Annotated in this window: 18 protein-coding genes; 10 read left to right on the top strand and 8 right to left on the bottom strand. The window is 75.6% G+C overall.

The window, feature by feature from the left end:
* Window positions 1–71: 71 nt before the first annotated feature.
* The 4 genes from GA0070558_RS06945 to aroA form a co-directional block, all read right to left on the bottom strand.
* A complete protein-coding gene (locus GA0070558_RS06945; protein ID WP_176734134.1) occupies window positions 72–941 on the bottom strand; it encodes a hypothetical protein in 870 nt (289 codons plus the stop codon).
* Window positions 942–1,000: 59 nt separating this feature from the next.
* A complete protein-coding gene (gene hisN, locus GA0070558_RS06940) occupies window positions 1,001–1,819 on the bottom strand; it encodes a histidinol-phosphatase (RefSeq protein WP_091276964.1) in 819 nt (272 codons plus the stop codon).
* 51 nt (window positions 1,820–1,870) lie between these two features.
* Complete coding sequence (rsgA, locus tag GA0070558_RS06935) at window positions 1,871–2,809, bottom strand: ribosome small subunit-dependent GTPase A (protein ID WP_091277194.1); 939 nt, start codon at window positions 2,807–2,809, stop codon at window positions 1,871–1,873.
* A gap of 163 nt (window positions 2,810–2,972) precedes the next feature.
* Entirely contained in the window at window positions 2,973–4,274 is a 1,302-nt protein-coding gene (gene aroA / locus GA0070558_RS06930; protein WP_091276960.1) for a 3-phosphoshikimate 1-carboxyvinyltransferase, read from the bottom strand.
* Between the two features lie 148 nt (window positions 4,275–4,422).
* On the opposite strand from aroA, the gene GA0070558_RS06925 reads away from it, so the two are divergent.
* The 5 genes from GA0070558_RS06925 to rsrA all read left to right on the top strand — a co-directional run bounded on the left by GA0070558_RS06925 (window position 4,423) and on the right by rsrA (window position 7,848).
* On the top strand, window positions 4,423–5,130 hold the full coding sequence (locus GA0070558_RS06925; RefSeq protein ID WP_091276956.1) for an SOS response-associated peptidase: 708 nt from the start codon (window positions 4,423–4,425) through the stop codon (window positions 5,128–5,130).
* 199 nt (window positions 5,131–5,329) lie between these two features.
* Window positions 5,330–5,722 carry a WhiB family transcriptional regulator gene (locus tag GA0070558_RS06920; protein ID WP_077938451.1) on the top strand — a complete coding sequence of 131 codons (393 nt, stop codon included), beginning with the start codon at window positions 5,330–5,332 and terminating at the stop codon, window positions 5,720–5,722.
* A 156-nt stretch (window positions 5,723–5,878) separates the two neighbouring features.
* Window positions 5,879–6,496 carry an alpha/beta hydrolase family protein gene (locus GA0070558_RS06915; RefSeq protein ID WP_091276952.1) on the top strand — a complete coding sequence of 206 codons (618 nt, stop codon included), beginning with the start codon at window positions 5,879–5,881 and terminating at the stop codon, window positions 6,494–6,496.
* Window positions 6,497–6,725: 229 nt separating this feature from the next.
* A complete protein-coding gene (locus tag GA0070558_RS06910) occupies window positions 6,726–7,559 on the top strand; it encodes a sigma-70 family RNA polymerase sigma factor (RefSeq protein WP_091276949.1) in 834 nt (277 codons plus the stop codon).
* 1 nt (window position 7,560) lies between these two features.
* Complete coding sequence (gene rsrA, locus GA0070558_RS06905; protein WP_074472685.1) at window positions 7,561–7,848, top strand: mycothiol system anti-sigma-R factor; 288 nt, start codon at window positions 7,561–7,563, stop codon at window positions 7,846–7,848.
* A gap of 117 nt (window positions 7,849–7,965) precedes the next feature.
* Here the strand turns inward: rsrA and GA0070558_RS35160 are convergent, their stop codons facing one another.
* A complete protein-coding gene (locus GA0070558_RS35160; protein WP_369752275.1) occupies window positions 7,966–8,040 on the bottom strand; it encodes a 50S ribosomal protein bL37 in 75 nt (24 codons plus the stop codon).
* A 286-nt stretch (window positions 8,041–8,326) separates the two neighbouring features.
* On the opposite strand from GA0070558_RS35160, the gene GA0070558_RS06900 reads away from it, so the two are divergent.
* Together GA0070558_RS06900 and GA0070558_RS06895 are read left to right on the top strand one after the other, a co-directional pair.
* A complete protein-coding gene (locus tag GA0070558_RS06900) occupies window positions 8,327–8,542 on the top strand; it encodes a biotin/lipoyl-binding carrier protein (protein WP_077938454.1) in 216 nt (71 codons plus the stop codon).
* Entirely contained in the window at window positions 8,539–9,051 is a 513-nt protein-coding gene (locus tag GA0070558_RS06895) for a GNAT family N-acetyltransferase (RefSeq protein WP_091276946.1), read from the top strand. The genes GA0070558_RS06900 and GA0070558_RS06895 overlap by 4 nt, the downstream gene beginning before the upstream one ends.
* A 129-nt stretch (window positions 9,052–9,180) precedes the next feature.
* Here GA0070558_RS06895 and GA0070558_RS06890 read toward each other — a convergent pair whose 3' ends face one another.
* Entirely contained in the window at window positions 9,181–9,744 is a 564-nt protein-coding gene (locus tag GA0070558_RS06890; RefSeq protein WP_091276944.1) for a TetR/AcrR family transcriptional regulator, read from the bottom strand.
* Window positions 9,745–9,856: 112 nt separating this feature from the next.
* On the opposite strand from GA0070558_RS06890, the gene GA0070558_RS06885 reads away from it, so the two are divergent.
* Window positions 9,857–11,446 carry an MDR family MFS transporter gene (locus GA0070558_RS06885; RefSeq protein WP_091276941.1) on the top strand — a complete coding sequence of 530 codons (1,590 nt, stop codon included), beginning with the start codon at window positions 9,857–9,859 and terminating at the stop codon, window positions 11,444–11,446.
* A 66-nt stretch (window positions 11,447–11,512) separates the two neighbouring features.
* Here the strand turns inward: GA0070558_RS06885 and GA0070558_RS06880 are convergent, their stop codons facing one another.
* The gene (locus GA0070558_RS06880; RefSeq protein ID WP_091276939.1) at window positions 11,513–13,342 is read right to left on the bottom strand and encodes a tetratricopeptide repeat protein; all 1,830 of its coding nucleotides are present in this window, start codon (window positions 13,340–13,342) and stop codon (window positions 11,513–11,515) included.
* Between the two features lie 225 nt (window positions 13,343–13,567).
* On the opposite strand from GA0070558_RS06880, the gene GA0070558_RS06875 reads away from it, so the two are divergent.
* The gene (locus tag GA0070558_RS06875; RefSeq protein WP_091276937.1) at window positions 13,568–14,599 is read left to right on the top strand and encodes an SIS domain-containing protein; all 1,032 of its coding nucleotides are present in this window, start codon (window positions 13,568–13,570) and stop codon (window positions 14,597–14,599) included.
* A gap of 174 nt (window positions 14,600–14,773) precedes the next feature.
* Window positions 14,774–16,621, top strand: a complete 1,848-nt coding sequence (locus tag GA0070558_RS06870) for a histidine kinase N-terminal domain-containing protein (RefSeq protein ID WP_091276934.1) — start codon at window positions 14,774–14,776, stop codon at window positions 16,619–16,621.
* Window positions 16,622–16,837: 216 nt separating this feature from the next.
* On the opposite strand, the gene GA0070558_RS06865 is transcribed toward GA0070558_RS06870, so the two are convergent.
* Window positions 16,838–18,511, bottom strand: a complete 1,674-nt coding sequence (locus GA0070558_RS06865; RefSeq protein ID WP_439709571.1) for a glycosyltransferase family 39 protein — start codon at window positions 18,509–18,511, stop codon at window positions 16,838–16,840.
* Between the last annotated feature and the right edge of the window lie 131 nt (window positions 18,512–18,642).

Raw genomic sequence — 18,642 nt, 5'->3', positions numbered from 1 at the left:
GCGCGGCGTGCCCGGACCGGCCCGGCGTGGAGGCTGCCGGGGCGGGCCGGTCAGCGGCGGGGGCGGGCCGGTCAGCGGCGGGGGCGGGCCGGTGCGCCGGCGGGAAGCATCCCCCGGGCGTGTTCCCGGGCCGCCACCTCGTGGTGGTGCTGCGGCTCGGCGTAGCGCGTCAGCCCGATCACCGCGGCCAGCGTGGCCAGGAAGCCGAGGGCGGCCAGCCACTCCCGGCCCGGCCAGATCTTGTCGTTGAGCAGGAGCAGCCCGACGATCGCGGCGGGCACCGCCCCGGCCGCGTCCATCGCGGCCACCGCCGCCGTGGTCGAGCCGCGCTGCATGGCCAGGCCGAGCAGGAGCTGACCGACCAGCGAGTGGGCCACCAGCAGGTAGAGCAGCGGGTCCCGGACGAACCCCTCCACGGTCGTCACGGCGGCCAGCGGGCGGGCGGCCACCGCCGCGGCGGAGAAGGCCAGCCCGGCCAGCGAGCCGAGCGCCACCGACCCGGGCGAGCCGTGCAGCCGTACCGCGAAGAAGCCGACCACGGCGATCACCGCGAGCGCCGCCGCCAGCGCGACCAGGCCGGCGGGCCCGAGCGGCCGGGACTGCGCCGGCTGCGCCGACAGCACCAGGCCGGTGACCCCGACGACGAGCAGCACCAGCAGCGCGACCTCGGCGGTGGGCAGCCGCCACTTGAGCACCAGCACGCCGAGGATCGCGGTCACCCCGAGCCCCGCCGCCACACTGGCCTGGACCAGGAACAGCGGCAGGTCCCGGCGGGCCAGGAAGGCCAGCACGAAGCCGCCGACCTGGCAGGCGAGGCCCACGAGGTACGTGCGGTGGCCGGCCAGCCGCAGCAGCAGCCCCGGATCGAAGGTGTGGTGCACGGTGGTCCGCGCCGCGGCGACGGACTGGAGCAGGTTGGCGAAGCCGTACGCGACGATCATCGCCGCCAGGAAGCACCAACCGGAGGACACCACCTGGCGAGGATAGAGGCTGGCGGCGCTCAGCGCTCGGCCGGCCGACCCAGCCTCGCCAGGATGTCGGCGTGCAGCGGCCCGTTGCTGGCCACGGCGCTGTTCTCCACCGAGGCGTCGCCGCCCGGGGCGGGCCGCCCGGCCAGGTCGGTGAACGTCCCGCCCGCCTCGGTCACGATCGGCACCAGCGCGGCGACGTCCCACAGGGACAGTTCCGGCTCGACCATCACGTCCAGGGCACCCTCGGCGAGCAGCATGTAGCCGTAGAAGTCGCCGTAGGCCCGGCTGCGCCAGGTGTCCCGCATGAGTTGGAGCACCGGCTCCAGCAGGCCGGCGGACTCCCACCCCGACAGCGACGAGTAGCAGAAGCTGGCGTCGGCGAGGCGGGTCACCGCCGACACCCGGATCGGCGTGCCGTGCGCGGCGTCCGGGCCGGCGTACGCGCCCGCGCCGAGCGCGCCCCACCAGCGGCGGCCCAGCGCCGGCGCGGAGACCAGCCCGAGCACCGGCCGGTCGCCCTCCAGCAGGGCGATCAGGGTGGCCCAGATGGGCACCCCCCGGACGAAGTTCTTGGTGCCGTCGATCGGGTCGACCACCCAGCGCCGCCCGCCCGGGGTGGCCGGGGGCTGCCCGCCGTACTCCTCGCCGAGCAGGCCGTCGCCGGGGCGGTGCGCCGCCAGCAGCGCCCGGATCTCCCGCTCCACGGCGGTGTCGGCGTCGGAGACCGGGGTCAGGTCCGGCTTCGCCTCCACCCGCAGGTCGAGGGCCCGGAACCGGGCCGTGGAGATGGCGTCCGCGGCGTCGGCGAGCAGGTGGGCGAGGGCGAGGTCGTCGGCGTACCCGGTCATGCCGCAAACGGTAGCGGCGGTCCGGTCACGCTCCTGCCGGCGGGTCGCCGGTCACGACCCCTCCAGCGGGTCGCCCGGGTTGCGCTGGTCGGGCTCGCGGCTGTCGCCCTCCCCGGACCGGGAGGCCAGCAGCCGGCGGTACGAGGCGAGCCGGCGCTCGTCGGCCTTGCCGGCGGCCACCCACGCGTCCAGCGCGCAGTCGGCCTCCTCTGCGGTGTGCTGGCAGTTCGCCGGGCAGTCGACAGTGCCCTCCACCAGGTCGGGGAAGCCGTGCAGCAGGCTGTCGGCCGAGACGTGCGCCAGCCCGAAGCTGCGCACCCCCGGGGTGTCGACGATCCAGCCCGGGTCGGCGACGATGCCGGGGCGGGGCGGCAGCCGCAGCGCCACCGCGCTGGTCGAGGTGTGCCGGCCCCGGCCGATCGCGCTGACCACCCCGACCGCCCGGTCGGCGTCCGGGACGAGGCGGTTGACCAGCGTCGACTTGCCCACCCCGGAGTGGCCGACCAGGACCGACACCCGGCCGGCGAGCAGGTCGCGCAGCGCGTCGAGGTCGGCGTCGGGGCGCAACAGCACGTACGGCAGCTCCAGCTCGGCGTAGTAGCCGAGCACCTGCTCCGGGCCGGCCAGGTCGGCCTTGGTGAGGCAGAGCAGCGGCTCGATGTCGGCGTCGTACGCGGCGACCAGGCAGCGGTCGATGAACCCGGTGCGCGGCGGCGGGTCGGCCAGCGCGCTGACGATGACGAGCTGGTCGGCGTTGGCCACCACGACCCGCTCCAGCCGCCCCTCGGCGGTGCTCTCGTCGTCGTCGGCGGTGCGCCGCAGCACCGAGGTGCGCTCGGCGATCCGGACGATGCGGGCCAGCGCGCCGTCCGCCCCGGAGGTGTCCCCGACCAGGCCCACCCGGTCGCCCACCACCACCGACTTGCGGCCCAGCTCCCGGGCCCGCATGGCGGTCACCAGCGGGGCGTCGGGGCCGGCGTCGGGCAGCACGCACGTGTAGCGGCCCCGGTCCACGGCGATGACGAAGCCGTCGACGGCGTCGGCGTGCCGGGGTCTCGTGCGGGTGCGCGGGCGCGACGACCTCCCGGGCCGGACCCGTACGTCGTCCTCGTCGTACTCCCGCCGCTTCGTCGCCAGGACGCCCTCCGCCGTGTCAGCTCTCTCCGGTCACCATCGCCGACCATAGCCCGGGGAACTCCGGCATGGTCTTCGAGGTGCACGACACGTCGTCGAGCTCGATGCCGGGGACCGCCAGGCCGGTCACCGCGGCGGCGTGCGCCATCCGGTGGTCGTGGTACGTCCGGAACTGCCCGCCGTGCAGCGGCCGGGGCCGGATCTCCAGCCCGTCGGCCGACTCGGTGAGGTCGGCGCCGAGGCCGGTGAACTCGCGGGCGAGCGCGGCGATCCGGTCGGTCTCGTGCCCCCGGATGTGTGCCACGCCGGTGAACCGGGACGGCGAGTCGGCGAGCACGGCGAGCGCGGTCAGCGCCGGGGTCAGCTCGCTGACGTCGGAGAGGTCGGCCTCGATGCCGTGCACCACGCCGGCGCCGCGCACGGTCAGCCCGTCGGTGGTGAGGACCACCTCGCCGCCCATCCGGTGCAGCAGCGTGCGGAGCTGCTCGACGGGCTGGGCGCTGCCGCGCGGCCAGCCCCGCAACGTCACCTCGCCGCCGGTGACCAGCGCCGCGGCGAAGAACGGCACCGCGCCCGACAGGTCGGGCTCGATCTCCCAGCCCCGCCCGGTCAGCGGCCCCGGCTCGACGACCCAGACGTCGGGGGTGCCGTCGTCGACGGCCGCCCCGGCGGCCCGCAGCATCTGCACGGTCATCCGCAGGTGCGGCGCGGACGGCACCGGCGGGCCGACGTGCCGGACCACCACGCCCCGGTCGAAGCGCGGCGCGGCCAGCAGCAGGCCGGAGACGAGCTGGCTGGAGGCGGAGGCGTCGATGACCACCTCGCCGCCGGCCACGCTCCCGGTGCCGAAGACGGTCAGCGGGAGGCTGCCGGTGGCCGGGGACTCGACCCGCACCCCGAGGGAGCGCAGCGCGTCGATCAGCGGGCCCAGCGGGCGGGTGCGGGCCTGCGGGTCGCCGTCGAAGGTGATCCGCCCCTCGGCGAGCCCGGCGACCGGGGGCACGAACCGCATGATGGTGCCGGCGAGGCCGACGTCGACGTGCGCGGGGCCGGCCAGCGGGTGGGGCCGGACCAGCCAGCGGTCGTCGTCGGTGATCGACATGTGCGCGCCGAGGGCCCGCAGGCCGCCGGCCATCAGTTCGGTGTCGCGGGCGCGCAGCGGCCCGGCGATGGTGGAGGGGCCGCCGGCCAGGGCGCTGAGCACCAGCGCGCGGGCGGTCATCGACTTGGAGCCGGGCAGCCGCAGCGTGGCAACCACCGGGTCGGACGCGGTCGGAGCGGTCCACGGCCGTAGCGGCCGGGTCGCGGTCGTGTTCCCCACGGTCACATTCTGCCGTGCCCCGGCCGCCGCCGGACGGCCGCCGGGCGCGCTCCCGGTGGGCGGGACGGCCGTCCCGGGGGCGGGCCCGCGACCGGGACGGCCGTCGGCGGGACAGCCGAACGCGGCCCGGGGCGTTAGCGTGTGCCCCATGTGCGGGAGGTACGCCACGACCCGGAGCGCGGTCGACCTGAGTGCCGTGTTCGAGTCGTCCGACGAGACGCAGGGCCGGGCCCGGTCGAGCCACAACGTCGCCCCCACGACGACCGTGCCGTTGGTGCGGCTCACGCCGGAGGGCCACCGTGCCCTGTCCGCCGCCCGCTGGGGGTTCCTGCCGCCCTGGTCGACGTCGCCCGCGGCCGGGGCCCGCATGATCAACGCGCGGGCGGAGACGGTGGCCACCAGCCGGGCGTACGCGCCGGCGTTCGCCCGTCGGCGCTGCCTCGTCCCGGCCGACGGCTGGTACGAGTGGGTCCGGCGGCCCGAGGGCGGTCGGCAGCCCTACTTCATGACCCCGGCCGACTCGTCGGTGCTCGCCCTGGCGGGCATCTGGTCGGTCTGGGAGGGGCCTGCGGGGCCCGTGCTCACCTTCAGCGTGCTGACCACGGCGGCGGTGGGCGAGCTGGCCCGGGTGCACGAGCGGATGCCCCTGCTGCTGCCCCGGGGCCGGTGGGCGTCCTGGCTGGGCCCGACCGACGAGCCGGCGGACCTGCTGACCCCGCCCGATCCCGGGTGGCTGGCGGGGCTGGAGATCCGGCCGGTCGGCTCGGCGGTCGGCAACGTCCGCAACGACGGCCCGGAGTTGATCACGCGGGTGCCCGCCCCGGCCGCCCCGGCCGACGAGGTGACGCTTTTCTGACAGTCGCCCGGGGCATTGTCGCGTGCTGATTTGCCAGAGTTGCGGGCGAATCGTCGGCCAAGCTTTTAGTCATCTTTACGGAAGACTCTTGTCCCGGTGTCTGAAAGTGCGATACAACACAGCGCCGGTAGTGGGTGACGATTCGTACGGTGCGAACGGCACTCATCGATCTTTCCGGTCCCACGGGGGAGGTGGGTGGATGACACGGGCGCGTATGCCCCGCCCGCACGAGGTGGCTGCCGCACGACGGGATCCGCGACTGTTGCGGGCGTTGCGTGAACGGCGGCACGACGAAGCCTGGCGCACCAGAGGCACCTGCCAGAGCGTGGATCCGGAGACGTTCTTTCCGGCGCCCAACGAGCCGGCCGACGCGGCCGTCGCGCTCTGCCGCAGTTGTGACGTGCAGGGATCGTGCCTGGCCTGGGCGCTGGAGGTCGGTGACTGCCACGGTGTGTGGGGCGGCACCACACCGCGCGAGCGTCGGGCCATGCTGGTCGCCTGGCGCAGCGAGGTCGACCCAGACCCGGACGCGGCCGACGAGGCCGGCCCGCCGGTGCGGGACCGGCTGCTCACCCTGGTCCCGCTGAGCTGACCGCCCCGGCCGTCCCGCCCACCGGCAAGGGCGGGACGGCCGGCGGCGGTCCGACCAGGGTGGTCCGACCAGGGTGGGGCGGCCGTGGTGCCTGCCTCCGGGCGGCGTCGGTGCGGTGCGCCGTCGGCTCGCGGCGGTGACCCGCAGAATGGGCCCGTGCGAGACGCGGACGAGATCGTCACCCCGCGCGGACCGGCCCGGGCCGACACCGACCTGCCCGCCGGCCCGCCGAAGGCGCTGCTGGTGCTCGGGCACGGTGCGGGCGGTGACGTCGACGCGCCGGACCTGGGCGCGCTACGGGACGCGGCGGCCCCCGCCGGGCTCGTCGTGTGCCGGGTGACCCAGCCCTACCGGGTCGCCGGCCGGCGCGCGCCGGCCCCCGCCGGGCACCTCGACGAGGCGTGGACGGCGGTCCTGGCCGAGCTGCGCCGACGGCACCCCGCCGTGCCCACGCTCGTGGTCGGTGGCCGGTCCAGCGGCGCCCGGGTGGCCTGCCGCACCGCGACCGCCGTCGGCGCGGACGCGGTGGTGGCCCTGGCGTTCCCGCTGCATCCGCCGGGTCGGCCGGAGCGCTCCCGGGCGGCGGAACTGGCCACCGGGCTGCCGACGCTGGTGGTCAACGGCGACCGGGACCCCTTCGGCGTGCCCGAGCCCGGCCCGGGGGTGCGGGTGGTGGTCCGGCCCGGCGAGCGGCACGACCTGGCCGGCGATCCGGCCGGGACGGCCGCGGTGGTCGTCGACTGGCTGCGCGCGCGGGGCTGGGCGTCGCCCTGAGGCGCCCCGGGCCGTGACCCGGGGCCGTACGCCTCGTTGTCTCCGATGGTGTCGGAGGCCCGGTCCGGGCGGCCGGCACCGTCCCTCCCAGGCCCTTCCTGGTCCCAGCGCCGACACCCGCCGGAGTCGGGGCCGGGACCAGGAACGGGGCCGGCGGGCCGGAATGCCGGGGCCCGCGCCCCGCGTTACCCCCCACGGAAGAGACTTCTGCTTCAGGGGGGTGTGACCGGTGCCGACCGAGACGCGGAGCCGGGAACGGGACGAACGGGAGGCGCAGCAGCTTAGGAGGCTGCTGGGCGGACCGGAATGGCCCGTGGTGGCGGGGCCGGTCGGGCCACGGTGGCCCGCCGTGGTGAGGACCAGCACACCGGCCGAAAGTGAATCTGCGGGCAGTGTCAGGCGCGTATCCTCGGCGGGAAAGCATCCGACGCGAGGGGATGTGCGGTTGACCACCGAGAAGACGGACGAGCGCAGGGCCCGCTTCGAGCGGGACGCGATGCCATTCGTCGACCAGCTCTACGCTGCCGGGCTGCGGATGACCCGCAACCCGGCGGATGCCGAGGACCTGGTCCAGGAGACGTACCTGAAGGCGTACGCGGCCTTCCACCAGTTCGAGCAGGGCACGAACCTGAAGGCCTGGCTGTACCGGATCCTGACCAACACCTACATCAACTCCTACCGCAAGCGGCAGCGCCAGCCCATCCAGGCGCCGACCGAGGAGATCACCGACTGGCAGCTCGCCGAGGCCGAGTCGCACACCTCCAGCGGGCTGCGTTCGGCCGAGACCGAGGCGCTGGACCGGCTGCCGGACAGCGACGTCAAGGAGGCCCTCCAGCAGTTGCCGGAGGAGTTCCGGCTGGCGGTCTACCTCACCGACGTCGAGGGCTTCTCCTACAAGGAGGTGGCCGACATCATGGGCACGCCCATCGGCACGGTGATGTCGCGGTTGCACCGGGGTCGTCGTAATCTGCGCAAGCTGCTCGAGGGCTACGCCGCCGAGCGCGGTTTCAGCGCTGCGCGGTCCCCGAAGGGCTCGACCGCCGCCGCCGGCCGGGAGGTGTGATGTGAGCTGTGGGAAGCCGCACGAGACGGACTGCCGTGAGGTGCTCGCCGAGGTCTACTTCTACCTCGACCTGGAATGCGCCGAGGAGCGCCGCACGCTGATCCGGCGGCACCTCGACGAGTGCGGGCCGTGCCTGCGCGAATACGGCCTGGAGCAGGAGGTGAAGGCGCTGGTGGCCCGCTGCTGCGGCAACGAGACCGCGCCCGAGCAGCTGCGCGAGCGGCTGCGGGTCCGCCTCACCGAGCTGGTGGTCTTCGAGACGAGCGAGTCCCGCGAGCTGGCCGACTGACGGCCGGCGCGCCTGGACGTGCCGGTGGCCCGGGTCGGGATCCGACCCGGGCCACCGGCGTCTCCGGCCGTGGCCGGCGAAGGGCACTGAGCGGTCGGCGGTCGCCCGCCGCGCGACTCAGGAGTTGGGGCGCTTGCCGTGGTTCGCGCTGCTCTTCTTGCGGGCCTTCTTCTTGCGGGCCTTCTTCGCCATGCTGACCTCCTCGGGTGCTGGTCGGTGTCCGCCGGCGGCGAGCGCGGCGGTGGTCGCGTACCGGTCGCCCGGTCACCCGGGGCCGACCCGCTGATGCTAGTGCGGCCCGCGGCGGCCGTGGTCCGCCGGGGCACCGGTGGCGGGCCCGGTTCTCCGTCGACCGGCCCGGTTGCGGTGGCCCGCGCGACGGGTACCGCATGTCGGGGGCCGCCGACGCGCCCCGCGACGGTCCGGCACGTGATTGGATACCGATCGCAGACACTGGCGCAAGAGGGAGGACCCGGAGATGGCCGACGAGATCCGCGCCGAGATGGTGGCGAACGTGTGGAAGGTCGTCGCGTCGGCCGGGGACACCGTGTCCGAGGGGGACACGCTGGTGATCCTGGAGTCGATGAAGATGGAGATCCCCGTCGTCGCCGAGTCCGACGGCGTCGTCCAGCAGCTCGCCGTCAACGAGGGTGACGTGGTGCAGGACGGTGACCTGATCGCGGTGATCGGTTGACCGGCCTGCGGGTCAGGCGGGCCACCCCGGCCGACTTTCCGGCGGTGGCCCGGCTGACCGTGGCCGCGTACGAGGCGGACGGGCAGCTCAAGGGCGAGCACGGCTACGGTGTCGTGCTCGCCGACGTGGCGACCCGGGCGGAGAGCGGCGAGGCGCTGGTCGCCGTCGACGGGGCCACCGGCGAGCTGCTCGGTTCGGTCACGTTCGTGCTGCCCGGCACCCCGTACGCCGAGCTCTCCGGCCCCGGCGAGGCCGAGTTCCGGATGCTGGCCGTGGACCCGGCGGCCCAGGGCCGGGGGGTCGGTGCGGCGCTGGTCGAGGCGTGCCTGTCCCGCGCCGCCGCGCTGGGCTGCTCGGCGGTGGTGATCTGCGTGCGCGGCGGGCTCGCCGAGGCCGCCCACCGGCTCTACGAGCGGCTGGGCTTCGTCCGCACGCCGGAGCGGGACTGGTCTCCGCTGCCCGGAGTGGACCTGCTCGGCCTGCGGCGGGAGCTGCCCGGCCCGAGCTGATCCCTGCGCCCGGTCGCCCCGCTCACGGCCAGCCCTGAGCCTGGTCGGCCCTGAGCCTGGTCGGCCCCGCTCGCGCCGCTGCGCGGACCCCGCTGCCGACGGCGCCCGGGTCGGCCGTGTGGCGGCGGCTCAGCCCTCGGCGATGCGGGCGAGCAGCTCGTCGGCCACCTCCAGGGCGATCTTCCGCCGCTCCTCGTCGGTGATGCGCGGGGCGCGGATGGCGAACCAGCTGCTGTGCACGGCGAACAGCGACAGGGCGGCGCGCAGCTGGGCCTCGGGCGACTCGTCGCCCCGGGCCAGCGCGTCGGCCAGCCGGAACATCCGGTCGCGCATCTGCTGCCCGGCGGCCAGGCTCCTGAGCGCGGTCTGGTTCTGCTCGAAGAAGCGCATCACCGAGGGCTGCTCGGTGGCGAACATGCTGTCGGCGTAGCCGGCGATCAGCTCCCGCCGCGTCGCCAGCGTGGCGGGCTGCCCGTCGGCCCAGGCGATCAGCGCGTCCATCCGGTCCAGCCGCTCCTCGACGAAGCTGCTGACGATCTCGTCCTTGCTCTTGAAGTGGTAGTAGAGGGCGGCCTTCGTCACGTTCAGCCGCTCGGCGATCTCGCGCAGCGAGGTCTTCTCGTAGCCCTGCTCGGTGAAGAGTTCGAGGGCCACGGCCTTGATGCGCTCCCGCGTGCCTGTGCTCTCTCTCACCCGAACCACCCAACTCGCTTGACGACCAGTTGCCTCCCAACTTACCGTGCGGCTAGTAAGGTAACTAGCCGGCCGGCAAGTAAGTCGGTCACATCCCGGGGGGAGCTTACCGATGAGTCAGGAAGTCGAGGGCGCGGAGCGACGACCCAACATCCGGGTCGTCCTTTTCGGCCTCATGATCGCGATGATGCTCGCGATGCTCGACAACATGATCGTCAGCACCGCGCTGCCGCGCATCGTCGGCGAGTTCGGCGGGGTGGACCACTTCACCTGGGTCGTCACCGCGTACGTGCTGGGCACCACCGTCTCCACCCCCATCTGGGGCAAGCTCGGCGACCTCTACGGCCGCAAGGCGGTCTTCCTGACCTCCGTGGGCATCTTCCTGGTCGGCTCCGCGCTGTGCGGGATGGCCGGCTCCGGCGTGTTCGGGGGCGCCGACAGCGGCATGATCGAGCTGATCGCCTTCCGGGCCGTCCAGGGCCTCGGCGCGGGTGGGCTGATGGTCGGCGTGATGGCGATCATCGGCGACCTGGTCCCGCCCCGGGAACGGGGCCGCTACCAGGGCATGATGGCCGGCATCATGGCCATCGCCATGGTCGCCGGGCCGCTGGTCGGCGGCTTCATCACCGACAACCTCTCGTGGCGCTGGGCGTTCTATGTCAACCTGCCGCTCGGCGGCATCGCGCTGCTGGTGCTCGCCACCACCATGCACCTGCCGAAGTACCGCACCGAGCACCGGATCGACTGGCTCGGCGCGGGGCTGCTCTCGGTCGGCATCACCGCGATCGTGCTGATCACCACCTGGGGCGGCAGCTCCTACGACTGGGCCTCGCCGCAGATCCTCGGCCTGTCCGCCCTGGCCCTGGTGAGCCTGGTCGTGTTCGGCTTCGTGGAGCGGCGCGCGGCGGAGCCGATCCTGCCGCTGGGGCTGTTCGCCAACCGCAACTTCGCGCTGATCTCGATGATCGGCTTCCTGCTCGGCTTCGCCATGTTCGGGGCGATGAACTTCCTGCCGCTCTACCAGCAGACCGTGCAGGGGGCGTCGGCCACCAACAGCGGCCTGCTGCTGCTCCCGCTGATGTTCGGCATGCTGGTGGTCTCGCTGGTGGTCGGCCGGGCGATCACGAGGACCGGCCGGTACCGGATCTTCCCGATCGTCGGCGGCGTGGTGATGACCCTCGGCCTGGCCCTGCTGACCCGGCTCGACGTGGGCACCGGCAAGGCGGAGTCCTCGCTCTACATGATCGTCCTCGGCGTCGGCATGGGCTTCCTCATGCAGACCTCGATGCTGATCGCGCAGAACAGCGTCGAGCAGAAGGACCTCGGCGCGGCCAGCGGCGCGGCCACCTTCTTCCGCTCCATCGGCGGCTCGTTCGGCATCTCGCTGTTCGGCGCGATCTTCGCCAACCGGCTCGCCGGCTCGCCCGCCGGGTCCGCGTTCAGCGGCGGGGGCGGCGAGGGCGGCCAGATCGACCTCGACAAGCTCAAGGAGCTGCCGGCGCAGGCCCGGGAGCTGGTGCTCGGCGGTCTCGCCGACGCCATCTCGCACGTCTTCTGGTGGGCGGTGCTGTTCACCGTGCTGGTGCCGGTGCTGGCCTGGTTCATCCGGGAGATCCCGCTGCGCTCGACGAACGACGCCCCGCCGGCCGCCACGCCGGAGGAGCAGGCCGAGACGGCCCTGGGCAAGGCCGCGGCGGTCTGACCGGCCACGGCCGTCCGCCCCGACCGGGGCGGGCGGCCCGGGTCGGCAGCGCCGCCGGGGCCGGCCTCAGCCCCGGCGGCGGGTGAGGCGGTCCCAGAGGCGGCGCAGCCGGCCCGGTCGGGACCGGTCCGCCGCCGGGCCGGAGATCAGCTCGCCGGCCAGCGCGGCCGTGGCCGGGTCGAGGGCCGGGGTGGCCAGCGCCAGGTACGCCAGCGAGACCGCGATCGGCACGCTCCGGTCCCGGGCCACCGCCGCCGCGTCGGCGAGCCGGTCGGCCACCACGCCGGCCACGTCCTCGCGGACCGAGGGGTCCACCCAGGCGGCGGTGACCAGGGCGAACAGGGCGGCCTCGGTGATCCAGTCCTCCACCCCCCAGACCAGCTCGACCAGCGTCCGGCGACGGGTGGAGGACGCCCACGGCTCGTCCGTGCGGTGGTGCAGCAGGCCCAGGCACGCCCACACCTGCACGCAGCGCACCCAGAGCGACGGGTCCTGCCCGGCCAGCACCCGGCCCAGCCCGGTCGGCGGGGCCGCGGGCGGGTGCACCAGCAGCCCGAGCAGGTCGGGCAGCCCCAGCGTGGCCAGGCCGACCGCCGCGTCGTACGCCGCCGGAGGGTGCGGCCACGCCGGGTGGGCGAGCTGCCGGATGCGGTCCGCCGCCTCGGCCGAGGGCGCCGGCACCGCCGGGGCGGCGACGGTGCCGTCCCAGCGCCACAGCGGCCGGTCGGTGGCCCGGCGGGGCTCGCGCGGATCCGGCTCGGCCACCTCCGCCACCTCGACCCGCAGGTCGGGCGCGGCCGCCGCCACGGTGCGCAGGGCGCTCGGCGGCTCCAGTGTCTCCAGCCGTACGGTCGCGCCGAGGGCGTCCTGCTCGGCGGCCAGGGCGTGGCGCAGCACGGCGACCGCCGCCCCGGCGGCCGGGGTGACCTGACCCAGCCACGGCCGGCTGCGGCAGCACTCGGCGAGGTCGCCGTGCTCGTGCGAGTCGTCGGGATGGTCGCGGACGAAGTCGGCCAGCGCCACCAGGTGCGCCACGTCGCCGTCGCGCTGGAAGCGCAGCCGGTGCGCGGTGTGCACGGCGCAGTCGAAGGCGGGGTTCCGGGCGAGGGCACGGTCGGTCCACTCCAGGGCCTCGTCGAGCCGGCCGGTGTCGGCCAGCGTGCCGGCGATGTCGGCGTAGACGGCGAGGTCGTCCGGGTCGTGGTCGACGGCCCTGCCGAGCGCGGCGAGGGCCTCCCGGGTGCGGCCGGCGCTGCGGTACGCGTACCCGAGCCAGACCTCGCCGAGCTTCGACGGGCGCACCCGTACGCCGCGGCTCGCCCAGCGGACCGCCAGGGTGACCTCGCCGAGGCGCCGGGCCAGCGCGGACGCCGCGCCCAGCAGCAGGGCGTGCTCGGGATGGACGGTGACCGCGTTGCGGGCCAGGGTGAGGTACGGCGTCAGGGGCGCCCGGTCGGCGCGCGGCACCGGGTCGGGCGTGGCGGCGCACACCTGCATCAGCACCTGGGCGATGCCCTCCGGGTCGAGCCGCTCGGGCAGCTCCGGTGCCGTCACCCAGGGCACCCCGGCCCAGTCGGCGCTGCGGTCGTGCCCGGTGGCGGCGGCCAGCAGCTCCAGCCCCTCGGCGGGCCGCCCCGCCGCGGCGAGCAGGTGCGCCCGGGCCACCACCGTGCCGACGAAGGCGCGCTGGTGCAGGGGGAACAGGTCGAGGCCGCCGCCGCTGACGGCGGCCAGCCGGGCCAGCGTCTCGTGCACCTCGGGCAGGGTGGGCGACCGGGTCAGCGCGCCGGCGACGTGCCCGGCGGCGTGCGCCAGGTCACCCTCGTCCAGCGCGAGCCGGGCCAGGGCCAGCTCCTCCTCCGCCGACAGCGGGGGATCGTCCCTTCCCTCGGACACGTGGGCCTCTCGGTGGTAGGTGCGGGTGGCCGGGCGGCGGATGCGTCCCCCGTCGCAGTGTCGCCGGGTCGGGCAAGCGTAGGTGATGTTGGCTCGGCTTGGTGATCCACTGCGCAATGCTGCTCGCAAGATTGTTCACGTACGCCAAAACATGCAAGACTGAGCAGGGAACGCGCGGCAATCGCGCAGGGAAAGGGGCACTCCGTGACGCGTGCAGGGGCCGGCATGGCCGCCGACATCTCCGAGCAGCCGGCCGGCTACGAGCGGCTGCTCTCCGCCGAGCACGCCGGGGCGATCGCCGAGGTGGCCGCCGTCGTCGCGCAGCGCCGCCCCCGGCACGTGGTCTTCACCGCCCGGGGCACCTCCGACCACGCCGCCCTCTACGGGGCGTACCTGACCGAGATCCGGCTCGGCCTGCCCGCCGGGCTCGCCTCGCCCAGCGCGGTCACCCTCTTCGGCGCGCGTCCCGACCTGTCCGACGCGCTGGTCGTCGGCGTCAGCCAGAGCGGCGGCTCACCCGACCTGGCCGAGGTGCTGCGCACCGCCCGCGCGTCCGGCGCGCTCACCCTCGCCGTGACCAACAACCCCGACTCGCCGCTGGCCGGGATCGCCGAGCTGAGCGTCGACATCGCCGCCGGACACGAGCGGGCCGTGGCGGCCACCAAGACGTACACGGCGGAGCTGCTCGCCCTGCTGCTGCTCGTGGAGGGCGTCCGGGCCGGCAACGGGGCGCTGCCCGCCGCCGAGCGCGCCGCCCTGGCCGCCCTGCCCGAGCTGGCCGCCCGCACCCTCGACGACCCCACCCCGGCCCAGCTCGCGCCCCGCTACCGGTTCGCCGCCCAGCTCGTCACCACCGGCCGGGGATACGCGTACCCGACCGCCCGGGAGGCGGCGCTCAAGCTGATGGAGACCTCGTACCTGCCGGCGCTCGCCTTCTCCGGCGCGGACCTGCTGCACGGCCCGCTCGCGATGACCGACCCGGACGTGCCGGTGCTGGCCGTGGTCGGCTCCGGCCCCGGCGGCCGGTCCATGGGCGAGGTGCTGCCCCGCCTCGGCGAGCGCCGCGCCGACGTGGTCGTGGTCGGCTCGGCCGACGTGCAGGGGGCCACCCGGATGGCCGTCCCCGAGGTCGACGAGCGGTACGCCCCGCTGCTGGACATCCTGCCGTTGCAGCGCCTCGCCCTGGCGCTGGCCCTGGCCCGGGGCGAGGACCCCGACGCGCCGCGCGGCCTGAAGAAGGTCACCGCGACGATGTGAGCGCCCCGGGCCGGCCGGCGGACGTGGGCGGGCCGGGGGAGATGAGCCGGCCGGGCCGGCGGACGTGGGGCGGGCCGGCGGAGGTGAGCCGGGCGGGCCGGCGCGCGGGTCGACCGGTGTGAGCCCGGCCGGCCAGCGGGACGGGGCCCGCCTGGGCGTGGCACGCTGTGCATCGTGTCCACGTTGCGCGACCTCGCCGAGGAGCACACCCAGCTCCGCCCCGCCGACATCGACCACCTGCACCGGATCGCCGGAGACTGGCAGCTGCTGTCCGACCTGTCCTTCGCCGACCTGCTGCTGTGGGTGCCGGTGGACCGCGACGGCACCTTCCTCTGCGTGGCCCAGGTCCGCCCGACGACCGCGCCCACCGCGTACCAGGACGACCAGGTGGGGCGGATCGTCGGCGGGCCCGAGGTGGCCCACCTGGAGGTCGCGTACGGCCAGGGCCGGATCTGGCGGGAGGGCGACCCGGTCTGGTACGGCGACGTGCCCGCCCGGCACGAGGCGATCCCGGTCCGGTTGCGCACCGCCGACGGGGAGGCCGGCGAGGTGATCGCGGTCGTCGGCCGGGACACCAACCTCTCCACCGCCCGCACGCCCAGCCAGCTCGAACTGAACTACCTGACGACCGCCGACGACCTCGCCCAGATGATCGCCGACGGCACGTTCCCGCCGCCCCGGCACCCCGGGGAGACGACGTCCGCGCCCCGGGTCGGCGACGGCCTCGTCCGGCTCGACGCCGGCGGCAAGGTCACCTACGCCAGCCCCAACGCGCAGTCCGCGTACCGGCGGCTCGGCTTCGCCGCACACCTGGTGGGGGAGGACCTGGCCAAGCTGCACCGCCGGCTGGCCGGCGACCCCCTGGAGGGCACCGAAGCGGCCAACGGCATCCTCGCCGCGCTGCGCGGTGAGGGCCCGCCCCGGCGGGAGATCGACGCCCGGGGCGCGACCATGCTCACCCGGGCCCTGCCGCTGATGCCCGCCGGGGTGCCGATCGGCGCGCTGGTCCTGGTCCGCGACATCACCGAGGTACGTCGCCGCGACCGCGCCCTGATCACCAAGGACGCCACCATCCGGGAGATCCACCACCGGGTGAAGAACAACCTGCAGACCGTCGCCGCGCTGTTGCGCCTCCAGGCCCGCCGGGTGGCCATGCCGGAGGCCAGGGTCGCCCTGGAGGAGTCCGTACGCCGCGTCGCCTCCATCGCCCTGGTGCACGAGACGCTCTCCATGTCCAGCGACGAGGCGGTCGAGTTCGACGGCATCGTCGACCGGGTGGCCAGCGCGGCGACCGAGGTCGCCGCGACCGAGCAGACCGTCGGCATGCGCCGCCGGGGCAGCTTCGGCGTGCTGCCGGCCGAGATCGCCACCTCGCTGGTCATGGTCCTCAACGAGTTGCTGCTCAACGCCGTCGAGCACGGCTTCCCGCCGGCCGCTGAGTCCCCGACCGGGCCTCCGGCTGTGCCCACGACCGGATCCTCGGCCGGATCCTCGACCGGGGCGGAGGTCAGCGGCGGTGCTGGGGCGGAGGCCAGCGGCGGTGCCGGGGCCGCTGGGGTGGGCGTCGGGTCTGGGTCCGCCGGGCTTGCCGGCGCTTCCGGGGCGGCCGGGGCGACCGGGGGCGCAGCGGTGGCCGGTGGAAGTGGTTCCGGGTCGGCTGGCGCTTCCGGGACGGCCGGGGTTTCCGGGTCGGCTGGCGGTTCCGAGTCGGGCGGGGGTTCCGGGTTGGCCGAGGGGTCCGGGTCGGGCGGGGTCCTTCCGCAGGCCGCCGCCGGGGTCGAGTCGACGGTGCCACCCGAGGTGGTCGTGTCGGCACACCGGTTCCGCAAGCAGCTGCACGTCACCGTCGCCGACAACGGGCGTGGCCTGCCGGCCGGGTTCGACGCCGAGCGCGGCAGCCGGCTCGGGCTCCAGATCGTCCGGGCGCTGGTGACCGGCGAGCTGCGCGGCACCATCGAGCTGCGCAACGGCGCGGAGGGCGGCACCGAGGCGGTACTGGTGGTCCCCCTCGTCCGCTCCTGACGCCCAGGTGCCCCGCACCGCCCTGCTCCGCGCCGCGCCGCCTCGCGCCGTCCTGCCCCGCGCCGCCCCGCCCGTCGGGCCGAGGCCGCTTGATCGACTCCATGTCGGCGACATGGTGGCATCCCACCGCCCCGGATACCGCCATGTCGCCGACATGACGCGGGCGATCCCGGGGCGGCCGGACGGCCGAGGGGCCGGGCAGCCGGGCAGGCCGGCTCAGCGGGTGAGTAGTGCCACGGTCAGGCCGGGGCGCTGCCAGACCCGCTCGACGGCGAAGCCGTCGTCCCGTAGCGCCGTCCCTTTCGCGCCGGGTACCGCGGCGACCGGGTCCGTTCGCCGGCCGGCGACCACCAGCCAGACCCGCCGCGCCCCGGCCAGGCAGGCGGCCGGGTCCGGGCACTCGTCGGCCCAGTAGTCGCCGCGCGCGTCGCGGCCCCGTACGGCCAGCGCGTCCCGGGGCTGCCGGTCGCCGAGGTGGTAGCCGATGCCGAGGTCGGTGAAGAGCCAGCCGTCCCGGGGCGAGAAGACGATCACGTCACCGGGCCGGCGGCCCGCGTCGACCACCCGGGCCGCCCCCCGGTAGTCGACCAGCGCGCCCCGTGGCCACTCGTGGCTGTGCCGCAGCGCCGCCTGGTCGGGCAGGCCGAGCAGGCCGGCGAGGAGCACCACGGCCAGCGCCGCCGGCAGCACCGCCGTGGCCAGCGCCGCCCCGGCCAGCAGGCAGACGAACGGCACGACGAAGAACAGGTAGCGCGGCACCCACAGCGGTACGGCCAGCCCGGCCAGGAAGACCAGGGCCACCGGCAGGACGAGGCAGGCGGCGGGAAGCAGCCCGGCCCGGCCCGACCGGGCGGCACCCAGGGCGGCCAGACCCAGCAGCAGCCCGCCCACCGCGCCGCTCTGGGTCAGCGCGCCGGGCAGGGCGACAAGGTCGGCGGGGCGGGCCTGGTCCACCCAGTCGAGCTGCCGTCCCCGCTGCCCCGCCGCCAGTAGCACCAGGGGGGTCAACACGACCGCCGCCGGCAGGAGCGCGAGCAGCCAGCCCCACACCGGTCGACGCGACCGGCGGCCGGCGTCCGGGCGAAGGCCGGCCCGGTCGGCGGCACCATGGGCGGCCAGGTGGGCGGTGCCCGGGACGGCCCGGTCGGCGCTGCCTGGTGCGTCCCGGTCGGCGGTGACCGGAATGGCCCGGTCGGCGGCGCCGTGGGTGGCCCGGTCGGCGGTGCCCGGAGCGGCCCGGTCGGCGGCGCCGTGGGTGGCCCGGTCGGCGGTGCCCGGGACAGCGCCAGAGGAGGTGCGGCCGGCGGCCAGCACGGCTGCCGCGTGGGCGGCGAGCAGGGTGAGAGCGACCAGGTGGGCCAGGCCGAGGGCGGCCACGGCCGCGGCGTACCCGGCCCAGCGCCGCCAGCCGGGCCGCTCCAGCGCTCGGACCAGCAGCAGTGTCGCCAACACCGCGAAGAGGGCGACGAAGGCGTACGGGCGGGCCTCCTGGGCGTACCGGGAGGTGCCGGGCAGGGCCGCGAACAGCAGGCCACCGGTCAGGCCGGCGGGTCGCCCGAGCAGCCGTGCGCCGAGCGCGGCGGCGAGCCCGGCCGTTCCCGCCATGGCCAGCGCCGACGGCAGCCGCAGCGCGGCGGGGGAGTCCCCGCAGAGCGTCACCCAGCCGTGCATGAACAGGTAGTACGGCCAGGTGGCCGCGTCGATGGTGCCGGCCATCCGGGCCAGGTCGCCCAGCGGCCGGGTGGCGGCGCTCCAGGTGGCCAACTCGTCGCGCCACGGCTGGGCCGAGCCGATCTCCGCGCCGGTGACCGCCAGCGTCGCCAGGGTCGGCCACAGCCAGACCGCGCCGAGCCACCCCGGCAAATGCCGCCTTACAGGCAATCCGCCCACGATGCCGAGCCTTCCACACCCGAACGGCCCACGCCCCCACCCCGGCCCCCAACCCGGTGATCAAGAGGAAAGCGTCACCGTCGAGATCAACTCTGACGCTTTCCTCTTGATCACCGGGGCGAGGGGTGCTT

This window comes from Micromonospora haikouensis (assembly GCF_900091595.1).
In the GTDB taxonomy this organism is placed as follows: domain Bacteria; phylum Actinomycetota; class Actinomycetes; order Mycobacteriales; family Micromonosporaceae; genus Micromonospora; species Micromonospora haikouensis.
This window is presented reverse-complemented; position numbering and strand designations above follow the sequence as displayed.